The organism is Promicromonospora sp. MEB111 (assembly GCF_030209445.1).
Classification (GTDB): domain Bacteria; phylum Actinomycetota; class Actinomycetes; order Actinomycetales; family Cellulomonadaceae; genus Promicromonospora.
In genome coordinates this window covers 372,995-389,968 of sequence record NZ_JARVSD010000016.1, presented here as the reverse complement: position 1 = coordinate 389,968, position 16,974 = coordinate 372,995, and the positions used below count along the sequence as shown (strand labels likewise).

Sequence of the window (16,974 nt, the reverse complement as noted above, 5' to 3'; positions counted from 1 at the left end):
ATCGCCTATCGATAGGCGATTGCGTAATCAAGGAGGATTCATGCAACACAGCACTCGAAGAGGTGCCGCACTCCTCGCCACATCGGCTGTGGGTGCCGCTCTGCTGGTCGGCTGCTCGACGAGCGGTGAGGGGGGCGGCGAGACCGAGCTCCGCATCCTGGCGAACATCACGCCGGTGCTCACCAAGGAGTACTACGAGGAGCTCGTCCAGCCGTGGGTGGACAAGCACCCCGGCGTCACGGTCACCATCGAGGTGCCAAGCGCCGAGAACGTCCAGGCGACCCTGCAGCAGGAGCTGGCCTCGGGTGACGTCCCGGACATCGTCGCGAGCAATCTCGACCCGGTGGTCGCGCCGCAGATGCTGTCCTACCCCGAGGACGAGTGGGTGCTCGACACGCCTCTGGCCGAGGAGAACGAGCTGGACGGCAAGATCTGGCAGGTCGCCACAGGCGCCCAGATCCAGTCACTTGTCTTCTACAACAAGGATGCCTTCGCCGCGGCTGGTATCGACGAGCCACCTGCGAGCGTCGAAGAGTTCACCGAAGCGCTCCGCGCGCTCAAGGCGGCCGACTACCTCCCGCTGCAGACGGCCGGCGAGTGGGTGACCGGGGCGCAGTTCGCCATGATGGCGAACCCGGACCTCCTCGGTTCCGGGGACTTCTACGGAGGGGTCACTGACGGCAGGACGACGTTCACCGACAGTGCGTACGCCGACTACCTCGGTGAGTACTCGACCTGGATCTCGGACGGTCTGGTGGACCCGGACGCGCTCGGTCTGAAGTACCAGGACTCCATCGACGGATTCACCTCAGGCGCGGCAGCGACGTACGTCATGGGCAACTGGGTGGTGCCGTCGATCGACGAGGCCGTGAGCGACTTCGAGGTCGGCGTCTTCCCGATGCCGTCCTTGACCGGTGAGCCCGCAGCCCAGATGGGCGGGCCGGCCCAGCCGTACTCGATCCTGCAGGACTCCGACAACCAGGATCTCGCGCTCGACCTGGTCGAGTACCTCGTCACCGACGAGGCCGCGGTGACGGCATCGCTCGCGTCCGAGGGCAACTACCGGCAGGGCTACTCCTACGACGGAACTCCGCTCAACAAGGAGGTCGGCGCGATCCTTGACGCCGCTCCCGGCGTGGTGATCGGAACCTCCGGACCCGGCGTCCCACCCGGGTTCGGCGACGAGCTGAACAAGCAGATCCAGTCGCTGTACGTCGGGACGACGCCTGCGGACGCGACCGCCGCCCTCGACTCGTGGTGGGGTACGAATGCTGCTCGATAGCAGTGTGACCGGAACCGGCGGGGTGATGCCCCCGGCGGTTCCGGCCGTCGTCCGGCGGCGCAGGCGCGCGACCGGTGCGTTCCTGACGGACACCGTCATGATCGGTCCGGCCCTCGTGCTCGTCGCACTCTTCGTGCTCATCCCGATCGGGATCGCCGTCTACCTCAGCTTCACCGACTGGGACGGTTTCACGATCCCGCCGTCCTTGGTGGGGATGCGCAACTACGAGCTTCTGGTCCAGGACCCCGAGGTGGTGCGCGCCGCTGCCTACACCACCGTGATCGCGGTGGTCGGGACGTTGGTGTGCAACGCGCTCGGCCTCGGGATCGCGCTGATGCTCAACCGCAACACGTGGGTGAACACCGTCATGCGGGTCCTCGTGTTCGCTCCGTACGTCGTCGGACCGATCATCCTCGGCTTCCTCTGGGCGTCGATCCTTGGCACCAACGGCGCGGTGAACTCGGTGCTCACCGCCTCGGGCGCGGAGCGCATGCCGTTTCTCGCGGATCCTGTCTGGGCGATGGTCACGACACCCCTGGTCATCATCTGGGCGAGCTTCGGCGTGAACGTCATCCTCTACCTTGCCGGTCTGCAGACGCTCGACGCGTCGTTGCTCGAGGCAGCGAAGATCGACGGCGCAGGGCCCTGGGTGTCGTTCTGGCGCGTCAAGCTCCCGGTGCTCGCGCCGACGGTGACACTCAACGTGGTGCTGGCCGCGATCGGACTTCTGCGCGTCTACGAGATCGTGCTGGCCCTCACCGCGGGCGGGCCTGCCGGCACGACGCAGACCGCCGTCTTCAACATTCTGACGACCTCCTTCAGCAGGTCGCAGCTCGGCTACGGTGCGGCACAGTCGGTGGTCCTGATGCTTGTCATCATCGTCGTCACCGTCGTGCTCACTCAGCTACGGCGGCGCAGCGAAGAGGCGGTGGCGGCATGATGATCACCCGCCAGGGCGGGAGCGTCGGCCGGATAGGCCGGGTCACCGGCCTCCTCCTTCTTGTCGTGCTCATGGCCGCGCCCCTCTACCTCCTGGTCGCGAACGCGTTCAAGACGGAGAGGGACATCCTCGAGTCGCCGTTCGGGCTGCCCGCCGACGGGTTCACCGTCGACAACGTGGCCGCGGCCGCGACGTCGACCGACTTCAACGTGCTGGCGGCGTACGGGACCACCGCTCTGCTCGTGATCGTGGTCAACGTCCTGTCGATCCTCGCGACGGGCCCGGCGGCATACGCGATCGCACGCGGTGCCGGTCGGGGGCACCGCTTCGTGCTGCTCGTGATGCTCGCAGGGCTCTTCATCCCCAGCCAGACCATCGTCATCCCGGTGATCTACGTGCTGAAGACCGTGGGTCTGATGGGCACGGTGCCCGGACTGGTCCTGTTCCAGACAGCGCTCACCATTCCGACGACGCTGTTCCTGTTCTCCGCATACGTGCAGAGCATCCCGCGCGAGCTCGACGAAGCGGCCCGCATCGACGGGGCATCCCGGCTGGGCACGTTCTGGCGCGTGATCTTCCCGCTCATGCGTCCCGCCGTCGCCACCGCCGTGGTGCTCAACGCTGTCGGCGTGTGGTCCGACTTCGTCAACCCGCGGATCATCCTCGGACCAGGTTCGGGGCTCTACACGGTGACGACGGGCGTCTTCGCCGCGGTCAGCAAGTACTCCACCGACTACGCGCTCGTGTACTCGAACATGCTGCTCGCCGTCGTGCCGGTCATCGTGTTCTACGTGCTGCTGCAGAAGCGGATCATCGGCGGCCTGACGTCCGGGGCGGTGAAGGGATGATGCGCATCACAGCGGCCGTGCCGCTCCGCGAGGTGCCGCGGTGGGCCCTGCTCGAGCGCGAGCTGCTCGCAGTTCTCGACCAGGCCTGGCGTCGCTTCGCCGAGCGCTTCTGCGAACCGGACGGCCGACTGCGGTACGCGGGCCGCATGTACGGCAGGGACGGTGTCGACGACTTCTACGAGCCGTTCTTCAACTGGCCTGCCCTCTACCGGCTGGGCGGGGCGGACGATCTGCTCGGCGCGGCCAAGCACCACTGGGAGGGCGTGACCCGGCAGCTTACCGAGCTCGGGTTCGTGCGCGACGAGTACGAGGTGGGTTACGACTGGTTTCACCAGGGCGAGTCACTACCGCTGTTCCTCGGTATCTGCGCCGCGGATCCTGACGACGCGGCGTTCCGCGCCCGCGCGCGGCGGTTCGCCGACTTCTACCTGCCCGGCTCGTCGACGGGGAACTATGACGCGTCCACACGCACGATCGTGGCACCACATACCGGCTCGGGCGGACCGCGCTGGGGCGTGGGCGAGGACTGGGAGGAGTACCGCGCCGACCAGGCCGGCATGGAGATCTATGGCCTGCCGCTACGGGATCTGCCGGACCTGCGCGAGTGGGACGACCTGCGCGCGCCCGGCGCCGCCGCTCGCATGGGACGGGCGATGCAGGAGCGAATGGGGCGCGGCGACACCGCGGTCAACCTCGCGGCGACGACCCTGGCCACGAACGCCTGGCTCTACGCACAGGAGGCGCGCTACGCCGACTGGGCGCTCGAGTACATCGACGCGTGGCGGGAACGGGCCGCGGCCAACGACGGCGTGCTGCCCGACAACGTCGCCCCCGACGGCACGGTCGGGGGCCTCCACGGCGGCGCCTGGTACGGGGGCCACTACGGATGGACGTGGCCGCACGGGTTGCATTCCATCGCGTCGGCGGCGATCGTCGCGGCTCTGAACTCAGTTGCTCTCACCGGAGAGCTCGACCGGCTCGACTTCGTCCGGGGGCTCCTTGACGCGGTGCTCGCGCGTGGTGCCGTGCAGGACCGCATCGCGTCACGGGGGAGCCTCGGGCCGGGCTGGGCGGACCGCCTGGAGGCCGACGAGGAGACCACCGAGCTACTGGTTCCGTACCGGTACGGCCCGGACGGATGGTTCGACTACCACCCGATGCCGCTCGAACCGGTGCTGTGGCTCGACTGGATCTCGCACTCGGCGGAGGATTCTGCGCGACTCGAACGCATCCGGGCTGCCTCGGGCAGTGACTGGAACGCCGTGCGCTGGTTCCATGACAAGGAGGAACAGGGTCATGAGGCGCCGTGGATCGAGTTCCTCGCCGGCCGCAACCCCGGTTATCCGGAGGCGGCGCTGGAGCTCGCCCTGGGGCAGGTGCTCCGGCGGCTCGGACTCATCGACGAGGCGCCGGATGAGCCAGAGGACGGTGACATCCATTTCTGGCAGCGGCTCAACCCGGTCGTCACCGAGATCCTCACCCAGCTTGTCACCGGCGCGCCGCCAGCCCTCTACTACGGTGGGCTGAGTCACGCCCGCATCCTGGTCGCTGACGGTCGCCGTGGCAGGCCGGGTCTTCCCGCCGACGTGGCCGCGCTCGTCCGTGCGGCCACGTCTGCCCAGGTCGCGGTCGAGCTCGTGAACCTCGGCCCCGACGAACAGACGGTCATCCTGACGTCCGGCGCGTTCGGCGAAGACCGCATCGACGCCGCCACCTACGCCGTCGCCGTGCCGGGCTATCCCGGTGACCCTCGCGACTACGCCATCCCGCACGCACCGTCGCGCAGCGAGCGGGTGGCCGTCGGAAGCGCCCGTCTCGTCGTCGTCATGCCGCCTCGCACCCGCATCAGCCTCGACCTCGCGATCACACGGCGTGCGTACGGCGCCCACCACCAGAGCTTTGCCGGTTCGATCAAGGAGAACGCATGAACACCACTCTCGAATCCCCGTCGTCCGTCTGGCCGCTGCCCGTCCGGGGCGACTCGTTCGAGCGCGCCACCCCTGACCTCCTGCGTCGGATGGACGCGGTGAGCGCTGCCACTGCCTGCGCGAAGCTCAACGGTATGGGCATCGGCCGCACGGCGGTGCAGGGGCCGACGCCGCTCGAACGGGGGAGCCGCGTGGTCGGCTCCGCGCTCACGTTGCAGTTCATGCCACAGCGCGAGGACATCGCAAGTGGCACGAACCAGGAGTACATCGAGCGGGACACCGCGCTCTGGGCAGTCCTCGAGACGGTGCAGGAGGGCGACGTGCTCGTCGTCCAGGCCTACGGCAGCTCGTTCACCGGATGTTTCGGTGACATGCTCGTGCGCTACTTCAAGCGGCGAGGTGGGGCGGGCATCGTGGTCGACGGACGCATCCGCGACGCGGCGCGCGTGCGTGACCTCGGCGTGCCGATCTGGTGCACGGGGACCACGCCGCACTACGCGTCGCAGACGGACCTGTTCCCGTGGGCGTACGACGTGCCGGTCGCCGCCGGTGGTGTGCTGTGCCTGCCGGGCGACGTGGTCGTGGCCGATGACGACGGTGCGGTGATCGTGCCGTCCGGCAAGGCGCTCGAGCTGGTGCAGTCGGCGGAGGACCACGAGAACTGGGAGGAGTTCAGCAGGATGCGTCTGGAGCAGGGCGCCCGTCTGTCGGACTACTACCCGCTCACGTCGAACAGCCGGGCCGAGTACGAGGCATGGCGTGACGGCGGACGACCCCCGCTCGCCTGACGTGATCGACGCACACCTCCACGTGTGGGGCGCGGAGCTGCTCGACCGCGAGTGGCTGAACGAGGCCCGGACGCGCCCCATCAGGCAGGCGTTCACACTCGACGACGCCGCCACGATGCTGCGGCGCGACGGGCTCGACGGCGCTGCTCCGGGGTATCCGGCTCGTCGTCGGGGATGCCAGGGCCTCCGCCCCCGTCTCGGACGCGTTGCGCGCGTCGCTGGCCGCGCTGTACGAAGCCGGTCTGGTGCTGGAGGTGCTCGTGGCCGAAGCCGGGCTCGAGCTCGTCGCGCGGTTGTGCGGGGCGGTACCCGGACTCACGGTCGTCGTCGACCACCTCGGTGGCCCGGAGCCGGCGGGTGACCGGGCGCGATGGCGCTGTCGCCTGGCCGTCCTGGCCGGGCACCCCGGCGCGTTCGCGAAGGTCTCGGGTGCGGCCGTGCAGGCCGACGACATCGACGTGCTGGTGCAGATCGCTCGTGCCGAGCTCGGGGCCGCACGGCTGATGGCCGGCACCGACTGGCCCGTCTCGCTCATCGGTGAGCAGACGTCGCGGCCCTGGCCGCGGATCGCCGCGGCGGTGCGGGATTGGACTGCCGCGGAGCGGTTCGCCCTCTTCGAGGGGACCGCACTGGACGCATACGGACTGACAAGACATCGGGGGTGAGCTGATGAAGACCGTTCCGGTAGGGCCCGGTCGTGTGCCCGTCACCGAGATGGGTCTCGGCACTGCCCAGCTCGGCGACCTCTACGTGCCGCTGGAGCCTGTTGAGGCGGATGCGATCGTCGCGACCGCGTGGGATCACGGCATCCGCTACTTCGACACCGCGCCCCACTACGGTCTCGGGCTGTCCGAGCACAGGCTCGGACGCGCGCTTCGAGGGCGACCGCGTGACGCCTACACGGTCAGCACGAAGGTTGGGCGCCTTGTCTCCGGCTCCGGTCCGGCCGCACGACGCGTGTGGGACTTCGGTGGAGAGGGAGTCGTCCGCTCGATCGTCGCGTCGCTCCGGCGCCTCGACCTGGGGCACGTCGACATCGCACTGGTCCACGACCCTGATGAGCATGCCGACGAGGCGATCGGGCACGCCGTCCCGGCGTTGGAACGCCTGCGCGCGGCCGGGGACGTCGGTGCGATCGGTGTGGGTACCAGTGACGTCCCCACTCTCCTGCGGTTCGTTCGCGAGTGCGACGTCGACGCCGTGATGGTCGCGGGCCGGCTCACGCTTCTCGACCACAGCGCGCTCGACGAGCTCGTGCCCGAGTGTGCGGAGCGTGGCGTCGCGATCTTGAGCGCCGGCGTGTTCAACAGCGGACTGCTCGCGACGGATGTCCCGGACGCGCGATCGCACTTCGAGTACGCCGCGCCGCCCGCGGAGGTTCTCGGACGCGCGCGCGAGCTCGCGCAGATCGCCGCATCCCAGGGGTTCACGCTCCCCGAGGCTGCGGTCGCGTTCGGGCGCCTGCCCGCGCCGCCGGTGGCGTCGGTGGTGCTCGGCGCGGACTCCGCCGCGCAGGTCGCGCGCAACGTCGAGCTGCTTCGAGCGGCCGGTGATGCCGAGGCGCTGCGGTCCGACGTGCTGTTGTCATCGGGTGGTGGCCCGAGCGCCGCCCCCCGCCGATCCTGAGAAAGGGAAGACATGAGATTCGGTCGTCTGGGAGCAGTGGGGCGCGAGGTCCCGGTCGTGTACGACAACGATGTGATCAGGGATCTGCGGCCGCTGACGCAAGATCTCGACGGCGCGTTCCTCGCAGGGGACGGGATCGGCCGCACCCGCGACGCCCTCGAGCGCGGCGTGCTGCCCGTTCTCGACGGAGCAACAGGCCTGCGGGTCGGCGCGCCCGTCGCGCGACCGAACAAGGTCGTCTGCATCGGGCTCAACTATCGCGACCACGCGGCCGAGAGCGGCGCCGCGATCCCTGTGGAGCCGGTCGTGTTCATGAAGGACCCCATGACCGTGGTGGGCCCCTTCGATGCGGTAAAGATCCCACGGGCGTCGGTCAAGACCGACTGGGAGGTCGAGCTCGCGATCGTCGTGGGGTCGACCATCCGTTACGGGGAGACGCGCGAGGAAGCGTTGGCCGCGGTCGCGGGCTACTCGATCTCGCACGACGTGTCCGAGAGGGAGTTCCAGCTCGAACGGGGCGGGCAGTGGGACAAGGGCAAGAGCTGCGAGACGTTCAACCCCCTCGGGCCCTACCTGGTGACCGCCGACGAGGTGGCGGACCCACAAGACCTGCGCCTGCGGCTGTGGGTGAACGGCGAGCCGCGTCAGGACGGGACGACCGCCGACATGATCTTCCCGGTCGCCGACATCCTCGTGCATCTGAGTCAGTACATGGTTCTGTACCCGGGAGATGTCATCAACACGGGGACGCCTGCCGGCGTCGCCCTCGGCAGGCCGGACCAGCCCTATCTGAAGGCCGGTGACGTCGTCGACCTGGAGATCACCGGCCTCGGCCACGCGCGACAGACGGCTGTGCCCGCATGAGCGGCGCATCGTTCCTGCCGCACAGTTCCTCTACCGACGGGTCCGAGCTCGCGGGGCTCGTGGCCGTCGTGACCGGCGGTGCGTCCGGCATCGGTCTGGCGACTGTCGGTGAGCTTCTCGCCCGCGGTGCGCGGGTCGCCGTCCTCGACCTGGCCCCGACCGGCCTGCCCGCCGGTGTCCGCGGGTACGCCGCCGACCTCGCTGACCGGGCGGCGGTGCAGGCCGCGATCGTCACCGCGGCGACCGAGATGGGCGGGATCGACATTCTCGTCAACAACGCCGGTATCGGCGCCGTCGGCACGATCGCCGACAACGACGACGTCGAGTGGGCACGCGTGCTCAGCGTCAACGTCACCGGCATCGCGCGGGTCACTTCTGCCGTCCTGCCGTTCCTCCGGGAGTCGGCGCACGCCGCGATCGTGAACATCTCGTCCATCGCGGCCCGCAACGGCATTCCTGGGCGTGCCCTGTACTCCGCGAGCAAGGGAGCGGTGCTCTCCCTCACGCTCGCGATGGCGACCGACCATCTGCCCGACGGGATCCGGGTGAACGCCGTCTGCCCGGGCACCGCGGACACGCCCTGGATCGATCGGCTCCTCACGCACGCGGCAGAACCCGCACAGGAGCGTGCCGCGCTCCGTGCCCGCCAGCCCATCGGCCGGCTGGTCACACCCGAGGAGATCGCCTACGCCGTCGTGCACCTCGCATCGCCGCGCAACGCGTCCACGACCGGAGCCGTGCTCGACGTCGATGGTGGCGTCACGAGCCTGCGTGCCCGGCCGCACGGCTGATCACGCGCCGATACGCCGATATGGACGTGGGGCCGGACGCGACGCGTCCGGCCCCACGTCCATATCGGTCGGCCGTGCTAGTCGGAGGTGACGAAGGCGACCGTGTCGACGTCGCCGACCCCGGGCCCCGTGCCGGTGGCACGAAGGAACACGTCGTGCAGTCCGGCCGTCGGCACGATCGGTGCGTACTGGGCGGAGAAGTTGTCGAACCCGCCGGTCGAGCTGACTCGTAGCGTGCCGATCACCGGACCAGTGGCGGAGTTGATGCGGACCTCGATCGGCTGCCCGCCGTACGGATCATCTGTGGCGATGCCGAGCCGAATCATGTCGCGGCCGTCACCGAAGTCGACGTCCTCGTACGAGACCCAGTCGCCACCGTCGAAGCTCCCGAAGACCATCCCGCTCGCGCCGGCGCGCGTGCTGACGCCCGAGCTCGCCGCGAACGACTCCGCCTCGACGGTCGCACCGCGCAGCGTCGCTCCCGCGCGCCACCTGGGGGCGCCGTACTGGTAGGCGCCGACGGTGGGCACGGCGTCCGTCGAGCCGTCCGTGTACGGCGGGCGCGCGACGGCGGCGTTGCGGGCCGTCGACGTCGGGCCCACGGTGAAGTCGCGTCCGGCCGGGCTGGTGAACGCGGCCCCGGTGTTCGGGAGGTTGCCGGTGAGCGTGGCGCCGGCAGCGCTGTCGACGTCGCCGAGGTTGTTCGTGACCTCGATGTCGGCGTACGTACCCCCGAAGAGGCTCATCGCCTTGCGATCGGTGCCGCTGGTGTTGTTGATGACCTTCGTGCCCGATGCGTGCCCGCCGTTCGGGTTGATCAGCACGACGCCGTAGGTGGTGCGGTTCCACGTCACGTTGTTCGCGACCACGCCGTTGTACGACTCGAGGTCGAGGTACACACCCGGCGCCGGCCCGTCCGCCGCTGTGGGCGCTGCGTCGTGCATGGTGTTGTGGTCCACGAGGGTGTCGCCGAGATCGACCTTGCAGCACACGTAGACCGCGCCGACGTCGTTTACCCGCCGGCCGTAGTCGCCCATGTCGTTGTACGCGATGTGGTGCCCGGACGCGTTGGTGCCGGCGACCTTGTTGTCGATATTGATGCTGCTGCGACCGGTCCCGATGATGGTGTTGTGCGTGATCGTCTGCGCGCTGCCGAGAAGGTTGATCCCGGCCGCGTAGCTGCCCATGTAGTCGGTGTCGGTGATGAGGTTGTCCAGGACTCTGTTGCGCTCGCCCGTCACGACCACGCCGTTGCCCGCGCTGTACGCGACAGTGCTGTTGCGCAGTGTGTTGTCGTGTCCGTGCAGCTCGATGCCGCTCGTCGTCTCGCCGGCCGTCAGGACATCGCACGGGTCTGGAGGCGTCACCTTGTTCGGATCGATCTCGAGGTCGGCGTACTCGGAGACGTACCGAGCGGTGAGCCCGTCGAGGGTCACATGGTGCGTCGTGTCGGACGTACGGATGGTGGTGCCCTTGAGGCCGAGTCCGACGATGTTCACGTACGAGCGGCCGGACAGGTCGAACCCGAGCTCGCGCTGTTTCGCCTCGATGAGCACGTCGGTGGGGTCGCCGCCCGGCACGCGAACGTACAACGTCCCCGACTCCTCGTCGTAGTACCACTCGCGGTCGCGGCCAAGGAGCGCGAGCTTGTCCGACAGTGCGTACAGGTTCACGCGGTTCGGGCTGAGGCCTACGCAGGAGGGCAGCCCGTCGACCGTGACGGATCCTGGTGACGACGCCGTCACCCGTCCGGTCTCGCTGACGAACCAGTTGTGCGACGTCAGCCGCGCGCCGACCCAGTAGCCCTCGGGCTGGGAGAGACCGTCGTCTCCGAGCACGGTCTGAGTGCCCCAGTCCGCGCGGGCGCGAGCGGCGTGTGCCGGGTCGTCGCCGGCATGTGGCCAGGCTGCTTCGGGTGCCATCGTGCCGCCGAGGAAGACCTGGTGGCCGGGAAGATCGGTGGAGAGGGCGACCTCCGCGCGATAGACGACGCCGTCGCTGACAGAGCCGGCGAACTCGGAGCCGGTGAGCGTGGGATCCGCCGCCGCGAGCTCGTCGAGCTCAGTGGTCGTGACGGGCGTCCATCCCTCGACGACGTCCGTCCCGTCGACGACGACGGTGGCGCCGGGGGCTGCCTGGAAGGTGATCGGGTTCTCCTGCGTGCCGTTGCGGCGCGGTGTCACCGTCTCGCGGTAGACACCGCTGCCGATCACGCAGGTGTCACCTGGAGCCGCCACGTCGGCGCACTCCTGGATGGTTCGGAGCGGCCGGTGCGACGTGCCGGGGTTGGCGTCGTCGCCACTCATCCGGACATGCAGTCGTCTGCCCACCTCGGGCGCCGCCACGGACGTCACGGGCAGGGCTGCGGCGACGAGCAGGATCGTGGTGGTCAGGCCCGCGATCGCGATCGTGCCTGCTCTTCGAATCATCGTCGATTCCAATCGATAGTCGATTAAGTGCCTTGATTGAAGCGTCAGGCATGGCACTCTGTCAACGTCTGTGTGGGTTCGGTTCTCCGGACGATCAGGGGCGCGATCCCGGTTCCGTCAATCTCGCGTCGGACCTTGACGGTGAGGCGTCGGCGTCGGGTCGTCCCGTTCCACCGGCGGGCCGTCGAACTGGAGACGCTGCTGGGGTGGTGCCAGGGCGAAGGCTCACCGCAGGTCCAGCTGCGCGGAACGGGACGGTTCCGGGGCAGGATCTTGGACCTGCACGCGGCAAGCCTGGTCGCTTGTCTGGTGGATTGCCGCGAGTCTCGTCGCGAACCTGATGTAGTAAGGCGCTCCTTGTCCTAGCTCGTTTCGAGGATGGTGGCGGTGCGAGCATCGATGCTCGTGTTGGGTTCGATGTAGTGCTTGACCGTGATCTCGGTCGAGGTGTGGCCGAGGAGCTGTGCAGCGACGTCAGCGCCGGCAGCACGTTCGATCGTGGTCGCCACGTTCCGCCGGAAGGAGTGCGGGGTTACCCCGGTGATGCCCGCGGCGGCGAGGACGTCGCGCAGGCGTCGTCGGATGTTGTTGGTCGTCAGGGGCCGGTCACGGGGTTCTTCTCGATCGCCTCGTAGCGGTGCGCCATCCCCAGGGCGAGGTTCAGGCCGACCTTGGCGTGCTTCGCGCGGGAGTAGGACTATGCCGCGAGGGTGCGTAGAAGCGGGTCGACCTTGCTGATCGTGATCTCGCGCAGCACGAAGTGCTCGAACACCGGAAGGACGAGCGTGCGTATGTCGCGTTCGTAGAGGTCTTTGGTGCCCTGGTCGGGGTCCAGGTCGAGGTCTTCGAGCCAGACCCTCACCAGTTCGGGGAACGGGCTGTGCGGGTGCAGGTCACTGACACTGGCGACGATCCGGATGCGGTGAGCGAGCCTGACCTTCAACTCTTGTTCCGCAACCACAGCTGTGGTGCCGCTGGCTTCGACCGGCCGAAGGACCCCGTCCGGGTCCCGGAACCTCGCTCTCGCGGTCCAGGACCGCGGGCTGTTCTGGGTGGTGTTGATGCTGCCGAACGTCCCGATCGAAATCCGCGACCTACCCATCAGACCTCACCGCCCGGATGGCTGTGGGCACGGTGAGTCGCTGAGGCCTCCAGGGCAGGGGAGTGGACCTGTCCGAAGCTTGCGAACTGACCAACCCGACAGGAGGCGACGGAAGCCGAACCAACCTGGGTGCGGGGGGAGAGCCCACCTGCACCAGAGCGCTCAAAGTGGAGAGTGGTTCAAGTCTCAGAGACCCTTCAGGCCCGGGATTCGTTGGAATCCCGGGCCTGATCTGTCGGGCTGACAGGATTTGAACCTGCGACCCCTTGACCCCCGGAGGAACAGGGACCCCGCGGCTCCCTCGATCCTCTTGATTCCCGGGTGCCCGCCGGAGGCTCGTGCCCTACCGCTTGCCGTTATCCGCTGCCCGCTTGCGGAGACGTTCCCGTGCGATGAGGAACTCGATAGCGAAGGCCACCGGTGCGAGGGCTGTCGCAGGCCAGGTGCCGAGTGTCATGCCGAGGACTCCTTGCAGCACGATCGTGGCTCCGAAGGCGAAGCCCAGTGTGATCAATCGGGGCCGCGCGTTGCCCCCGATAGCAGCTAGACGGCGTGCCCAGCGCCGGTCAGTGATCCAGGCACTGAACGCCGGGATCCCCGAGACCGCTGAGACTGCGGTCAAGACCACAACCCACGACCACGGCAGGCCTCCGACCGCGAAGACCAGGACGAAAGCGACCGCGATTACAAACGTGCCTTGGGGCCGCAGGCGCCTCCAATAGGCCGCGCTTTCCTCCGGGCTCTCGGTGGGGTAGCGGAACGTCATCGGGACCATCCGGCGCCGGTCACTGGCTCGCTCCCACAGCCTGCGGTTTCTGCCATAGCGGGAGGCTAGCGGATTGGGCCGGTAGGCCGTCGGGGTGCGGTGGGGTGCGCGGAGGGCGCGAAGCGCCCGCAGCGCGGGGCCCCATCGCGGGGCCCCGCCGGTCGGACGGCCCAGCGCGCCGGAGGCGCGCCTTGAGCCAGTAAAGAAAATCATCCGGAACTTGGACCACTTCGACCGACAGATCCCGATGCTGCGCGCCCTGGTCGACCACCTCTACCCGCGGGTCGAGCTGACCCAGTGGTGGCCTCAGATCGAGCACGTCGCCCAGACCATCGGCCACACACGAGCCGCCGAGAAGCGTGAGCACCTGGACGTCACCTCGGTGCGCAAGATCATGACCGAATACCTGGCCGACCTCACCACCGACCAAGCCCAGTCCGACGCCGACACCAGCGCCGATCGCACGGCTCAGACCGACTCAGCACCGGTCCGGGGGGACCGATCGCCGATCGATCCGCTCGTACATGCCTGGCTCACCCGGCACGCCGACCTGATCGCCACCCGTCTGGACGCCCTGATCGACGATGCGGTGACCAACCCGCAGCCGTGGATGGAGACCGTCGCCCGCCGCCCCCGGACGGCCCCGCACGCGGGGACTGGCAGGCGGCGATGCGGCAGGTGGTGGCGTACTGCGACCGCTACCAGGTGACCGACCTAGTAGCCCCACTCGGACAGCGAGTGTCGGAAGGGGAGCGCGGTGACGCATACGCTGCCGCCGCTCGAGCCCTGGAAGCCATCACGACCAACGACGAACTGGGAACCCGACAGCTCGGCCGTCCTGGGCCGCGGCCCCTGGACCGCGTCCTGGTGGTCCTGGCCGACGCACGAGCCCGCGCCGCCCAGATCCGCTCCAACGCTGACGAACGAGCGCGACGCGACGCCGCCGACCGGGAACCCGAGCAGTCCGGCGGCTGGGGCTGGTAGGAATTTCCACAGCGCCGCATCATCCGGAGTCGTTAATAACCAAGGCGCGGAACGCACTCTGACGGCCAGTATCCACAGATTTGTCCCCGTGTTATCCACAGGTTTCGGCCGGTCCGCGCTCCGGGGTCTCCTGTCGGGGACCCGTCGGTATCGTCGCTGCACAGGACCGGCGTCGGCGAGTAACGGCCGCTCGCTGTGGTCGACCGTGATGGATGGGTCCTCCCGGTCGGGCCTGGTGAGCGAAGCGTGACAGGTGGTCGTGCCGTCCTGATCGGCCCGCGCACGCCCGAGCAGCTGAACGATCTGCTCACCAGCGCCGACGTCGTCCTGGACGCTCCCATCCTGGATCGCATCGACGAGATCGCCGAACCCGGCAGCGACATCAACCCTGCCGACAACTTCGACGCAGTCATACCCGCGCTCGCCGACAAGCACTTGCGCCGCCGGCGCTGACCGCCGTACCGAAAAGGATACCCATCATGGCACCACACAACCCGATCCCTGACGCCGTGACTTCGACAATCATCAAGGCCTGACCCGAGACCTCGTCATCGCGACCGGCTTCGCGGTGGTGTTCGTCGAGTACACCCCGATCCCCGAGGCGATCTACCCCACCCAGCTGCGGCAGAGCTTCGCCGCACTGCAGTGGATCGGACGGAACGGCGCTGCCGGGACTGGACGCGTCGAAGATCGCCGTCGCCGGTAACAGCGTCGGCGGCGACCTCACTGCTGCCCTGACCCTGTACGCGAAGGACCACCCAGGAGCGGAAGCACCGGCGGTCAGCGTGCAGCTGCTGCTGTTCCCGGCGCTGGACTCCGACGTCGAGAGCCAGTCGTACCAGGACTATGCAGAGGGGCGGTTCCTCGCTCGGGACTTCATGAAGTTCGGCTGGGACACGTACACACCCACCGACGAAACGCGGAACGACATCTATGCGGCACCGCTGAAGGCGAGCGTCGCCGAGCTGACAGGCCTGCCTGCAACCGTGATCCTGACCGCGGAGAACGACCCGTTGCGAGACGAAGGCATCGCATACGGCCGCAAGCTCGGCGAGGCAGGAGTCGAGGTCGTCAGCATCGAGTACATCGGTTTGATCCATGACTGGATGCTCCTGAACCCGATCCAAGGTGTCCCGTCGGTCCAGGCATCCTTCCGTCACGCCGCGGCAGAGCTTGTGCACCACCTGAGCTGACCGGGTCACCGCGCCCCTGGCGGCAGGTTTCCCCTCCCATGCCGGGCACCAACGGCGAGCGAGGTGCGACGTCCGGGGAGACTGTCCTCATTTCTGACGCCGCGCGGGGCGGTCGGCGGAGACGAAGGCGCCGGTCGTGAGGTGGAGATGTCAAGTAACCACTTCACGACCTGTCGGTCTCGAAGAATGTGGCGGGGTCGACGCCGTCGACACCCACGCCGATCAGTGGCTGGGGCGGGGGACAGGGCTCCACCGTTTGGGTGAGGAGAACACCAGCGAGGTCATCGGGCGTCCGTTGTCGTTGAGCCTGTCGATGAAGGGCTCGAGGTCGCTGAGACTTTCCGCGACGACGCGGAGGATGTGGTCGCTCTGGCCGGCGACGCGATGGTCCTCGAGCACGCGCGGTTCAGCGGTTGCCTGCGCGGCGATCGTGTAGGACTGCTTCCGTCCCGCACTGGCGATGTGGACGAACCCCTCCACCCCATACCCGACCGAGGCCGGGTCGACGCGGGCGCTGTAACCGAGGATCACGCCGCTTCCCTCCAGCCTGCGGACCCGGTTCGCGACCGCCGGGGGCGTCAGACCGACCTGGCGGCCGAGCTCGCGGTACCCGATGCGCGCGTCCTGCTGCAGCGCGGTGAGGATCTGCCAGTCGATGTCATCCAGTTCAATCATGCCCGCACCCTAGGGTCAGAGAGGCACAATGTAAAGTATCTCGCGCCCAACACTTTCCATCCTGTCTTTGCCCGGCGCGCCGCGCGTCCTATCGTCGTGTCTACGGCCGACCTGGTGCACTGCCTGGCTTGCCGGCTCGATCGTTGAGCGCGCTGGAGTGGTGCCGAGACGGAGGAAGGAATGGAGAGAGAAGTGAAGACAGAGACAGCGATTCTTGCTGGTGGCTGCTACTGGGGGCTGCAGGAGCTGCTGCGTCGGCAGCCGGGTGTCCTCTCGACCACCGTCGGATACATCGGTGGTGACATCGAGAACCCGATCGGGTACGACATCGGAACGCACGCGGAGTCGGTAGAGGTCGTGTTCGATCCGGTGGTGACGAGCTTCCGGGAGCTGCTGGAGTTCTTCTTCCGGGTGCACGACCCGTCGACGCGCAACCGCCAGGGCGGGGATGTCGGCGTGAACGTGCGCTCGGGCATCTTCTACACCAGCGAGGAGCAGCGTCGGATCGCCGAGGACACGATCAGTGAGGTCGATGCGTCGGGCAGGTGGCCGGGCAAGGTGACCACAGAGGTCACGGCGGCCACCCGGTTCTGGCCGGCCGAGGACGAGCAGCAGGACTATCTGCAGCGTTACCCCGGCGGATATCAGTGCCAGTACGTGCGACCCGAGTGGACCTTGCCGGAGAGGCCGGACGCTGCGGCCGCCTGACCGCAGAACGAGGAAGCCTGCCAGCGGCTACGGTCACTGGCAGGCTTCCT

At 68.4% G+C, this 16,974-nt stretch carries 18 protein-coding genes and 1 pseudogene; 14 read left to right on the top strand and 5 right to left on the bottom strand.

The window, feature by feature from the left end:
- Nucleotides 1–40 precede the first annotated feature (40 nt).
- The 9 genes from QRN56_RS20955 to QRN56_RS20915 all read left to right on the top strand — a co-directional run bounded on the left by QRN56_RS20955 (nt 41) and on the right by QRN56_RS20915 (nt 9,067).
- Entirely contained in the window at nt 41–1,282 is a 1,242-nt protein-coding gene (locus QRN56_RS20955; protein WP_285106466.1) for an ABC transporter substrate-binding protein, read from the top strand.
- Nucleotides 1,283–1,286: 4 nt separating this feature from the next.
- Nucleotides 1,287–2,222, top strand: a complete 936-nt coding sequence (locus tag QRN56_RS20950) for a carbohydrate ABC transporter permease (RefSeq protein WP_285106465.1) — start codon at nt 1,287–1,289, stop codon at nt 2,220–2,222.
- Nucleotides 2,219–3,070 (top strand): carbohydrate ABC transporter permease, encoded by an 852-nt coding sequence (locus tag QRN56_RS20945; protein ID WP_285106464.1) that lies wholly within the window; start codon nt 2,219–2,221, stop codon nt 3,068–3,070. Before QRN56_RS20950 ends, QRN56_RS20945 begins: the two co-directional genes overlap by 4 nt.
- Complete coding sequence (locus tag QRN56_RS20940) at nt 3,067–4,998, top strand: DUF8034 domain-containing protein (RefSeq protein WP_285106463.1); 1,932 nt, start codon at nt 3,067–3,069, stop codon at nt 4,996–4,998. Before QRN56_RS20945 ends, QRN56_RS20940 begins: the two co-directional genes overlap by 4 nt.
- A complete protein-coding gene (locus QRN56_RS20935) occupies nt 4,995–5,786 on the top strand; it encodes an RraA family protein (protein ID WP_285106461.1) in 792 nt (263 codons plus the stop codon). The genes QRN56_RS20940 and QRN56_RS20935 overlap by 4 nt, the downstream gene beginning before the upstream one ends.
- Before the next feature lie 143 nt (nt 5,787–5,929).
- A complete protein-coding gene (locus QRN56_RS20930) occupies nt 5,930–6,451 on the top strand; it encodes an amidohydrolase family protein (RefSeq protein ID WP_350224595.1) in 522 nt (173 codons plus the stop codon).
- Between the two features lie 34 nt (nt 6,452–6,485).
- On the top strand, nt 6,486–7,412 hold the full coding sequence (locus QRN56_RS20925; protein ID WP_285106459.1) for an aldo/keto reductase: 927 nt from the start codon (nt 6,486–6,488) through the stop codon (nt 7,410–7,412).
- 12 nt (nt 7,413–7,424) lie between these two features.
- Nucleotides 7,425–8,276 (top strand): fumarylacetoacetate hydrolase family protein, encoded by an 852-nt coding sequence (locus QRN56_RS20920; protein ID WP_285106457.1) that lies wholly within the window; start codon nt 7,425–7,427, stop codon nt 8,274–8,276.
- Nucleotides 8,273–9,067: an SDR family NAD(P)-dependent oxidoreductase gene (locus QRN56_RS20915; RefSeq protein WP_285106455.1), complete on the top strand. Its 795-nt coding sequence runs from the start codon at nt 8,273–8,275 to the stop codon at nt 9,065–9,067. Before QRN56_RS20920 ends, QRN56_RS20915 begins: the two co-directional genes overlap by 4 nt.
- A 77-nt stretch (nt 9,068–9,144) precedes the next feature.
- Here the strand turns inward: QRN56_RS20915 and QRN56_RS20910 are convergent, their stop codons facing one another.
- The 4 genes from QRN56_RS20910 to QRN56_RS20895 all read right to left on the bottom strand — a co-directional run bounded on the left by QRN56_RS20910 (nt 9,145) and on the right by QRN56_RS20895 (nt 13,364).
- Nucleotides 9,145–11,496 (bottom strand): carbohydrate-binding protein, encoded by a 2,352-nt coding sequence (locus tag QRN56_RS20910; RefSeq protein ID WP_285106453.1) that lies wholly within the window; start codon nt 11,494–11,496, stop codon nt 9,145–9,147.
- Between the two features lie 362 nt (nt 11,497–11,858).
- The gene (locus QRN56_RS20905; RefSeq protein ID WP_285106491.1) at nt 11,859–12,068 is read right to left on the bottom strand and encodes a tyrosine-type recombinase/integrase; all 210 of its coding nucleotides are present in this window, start codon (nt 12,066–12,068) and stop codon (nt 11,859–11,861) included.
- A gap of 125 nt (nt 12,069–12,193) precedes the next feature.
- Entirely contained in the window at nt 12,194–12,598 is a 405-nt protein-coding gene (locus QRN56_RS20900) for a hypothetical protein (RefSeq protein WP_285106452.1), read from the bottom strand.
- A 343-nt stretch (nt 12,599–12,941) separates the two neighbouring features.
- A complete protein-coding gene (locus QRN56_RS20895; RefSeq protein WP_285106450.1) occupies nt 12,942–13,364 on the bottom strand; it encodes a hypothetical protein in 423 nt (140 codons plus the stop codon).
- Between the two features lie 220 nt (nt 13,365–13,584).
- Between QRN56_RS20895 and QRN56_RS20890 the strand changes: the two genes are divergently transcribed.
- The 4 genes and pseudogenes from QRN56_RS20890 (at nt 13,585) to QRN56_RS20880 (ending at nt 15,541) form a co-directional block, all read left to right on the top strand.
- A complete protein-coding gene (locus QRN56_RS20890; protein ID WP_285106448.1) occupies nt 13,585–14,073 on the top strand; it encodes a hypothetical protein in 489 nt (162 codons plus the stop codon).
- Between the two features lie 521 nt (nt 14,074–14,594).
- Nucleotides 14,595–14,801 carry a hypothetical protein gene (locus QRN56_RS20885; protein WP_285106446.1) on the top strand — a complete coding sequence of 69 codons (207 nt, stop codon included), beginning with the start codon at nt 14,595–14,597 and terminating at the stop codon, nt 14,799–14,801.
- Nucleotides 14,802–14,871: 70 nt separating this feature from the next.
- A pseudogene (locus QRN56_RS27670) lies at nt 14,872–15,054 on the top strand (alpha/beta hydrolase fold domain-containing protein); the annotation flags it as partial.
- Nucleotides 15,014–15,541: an alpha/beta hydrolase fold domain-containing protein gene (locus QRN56_RS20880; RefSeq protein ID WP_350224594.1), complete on the top strand. Its 528-nt coding sequence runs from the start codon at nt 15,014–15,016 to the stop codon at nt 15,539–15,541. The pseudogene QRN56_RS27670 and the gene QRN56_RS20880, both read left to right, overlap by 41 nt.
- A gap of 222 nt (nt 15,542–15,763) precedes the next feature.
- Here the strand turns inward: QRN56_RS20880 and QRN56_RS20875 are convergent, their stop codons facing one another.
- Nucleotides 15,764–16,216, bottom strand: coding sequence for an Lrp/AsnC family transcriptional regulator (locus QRN56_RS20875; RefSeq protein WP_285106444.1), 453 nt, complete (start codon nt 16,214–16,216; stop codon nt 15,764–15,766).
- A gap of 180 nt (nt 16,217–16,396) precedes the next feature.
- On the opposite strand from QRN56_RS20875, the gene msrA reads away from it, so the two are divergent.
- Nucleotides 16,397–16,924, top strand: a complete 528-nt coding sequence (gene msrA, locus QRN56_RS20870) for a peptide-methionine (S)-S-oxide reductase MsrA (protein ID WP_502928822.1) — start codon at nt 16,397–16,399, stop codon at nt 16,922–16,924.
- Nucleotides 16,925–16,974: the final 50 nt, after the last annotated feature.

Coding starts and splice junctions, on each gene's coding strand:
- QRN56_RS20920 (WP_285106457.1), top strand. CDS start 7,425: ATGAGATTCGGTCGTCTGGGAGCAGTGGGGCGCGAGGTCCCGGTCGTG.
- QRN56_RS20940 (WP_285106463.1), top strand. CDS start 3,067: ATGATGCGCATCACAGCGGCCGTGCCGCTCCGCGAGGTGCCGCGGTGG.
- QRN56_RS20945 (WP_285106464.1), top strand. CDS start 2,219: ATGATGATCACCCGCCAGGGCGGGAGCGTCGGCCGGATAGGCCGGGTC.
- QRN56_RS20875 (WP_285106444.1), bottom strand. CDS start 16,216: ATGATTGAACTGGATGACATCGACTGGCAGATCCTCACCGCGCTGCAG.
- QRN56_RS20915 (WP_285106455.1), top strand. CDS start 8,273: ATGAGCGGCGCATCGTTCCTGCCGCACAGTTCCTCTACCGACGGGTCC.
- msrA (WP_502928822.1), top strand. CDS start 16,397: ATGGAGAGAGAAGTGAAGACAGAGACAGCGATTCTTGCTGGTGGCTGC.
- QRN56_RS20935 (WP_285106461.1), top strand. CDS start 4,995: ATGAACACCACTCTCGAATCCCCGTCGTCCGTCTGGCCGCTGCCCGTC.
- QRN56_RS20955 (WP_285106466.1), top strand. CDS start 41: ATGCAACACAGCACTCGAAGAGGTGCCGCACTCCTCGCCACATCGGCT.
- QRN56_RS20910 (WP_285106453.1), bottom strand. CDS start 11,496: ATGATTCGAAGAGCAGGCACGATCGCGATCGCGGGCCTGACCACCACG.
- QRN56_RS20895 (WP_285106450.1), bottom strand. CDS start 13,364: ATGACGTTCCGCTACCCCACCGAGAGCCCGGAGGAAAGCGCGGCCTAT.
- QRN56_RS20900 (WP_285106452.1), bottom strand. CDS start 12,598: ATGGGTAGGTCGCGGATTTCGATCGGGACGTTCGGCAGCATCAACACC.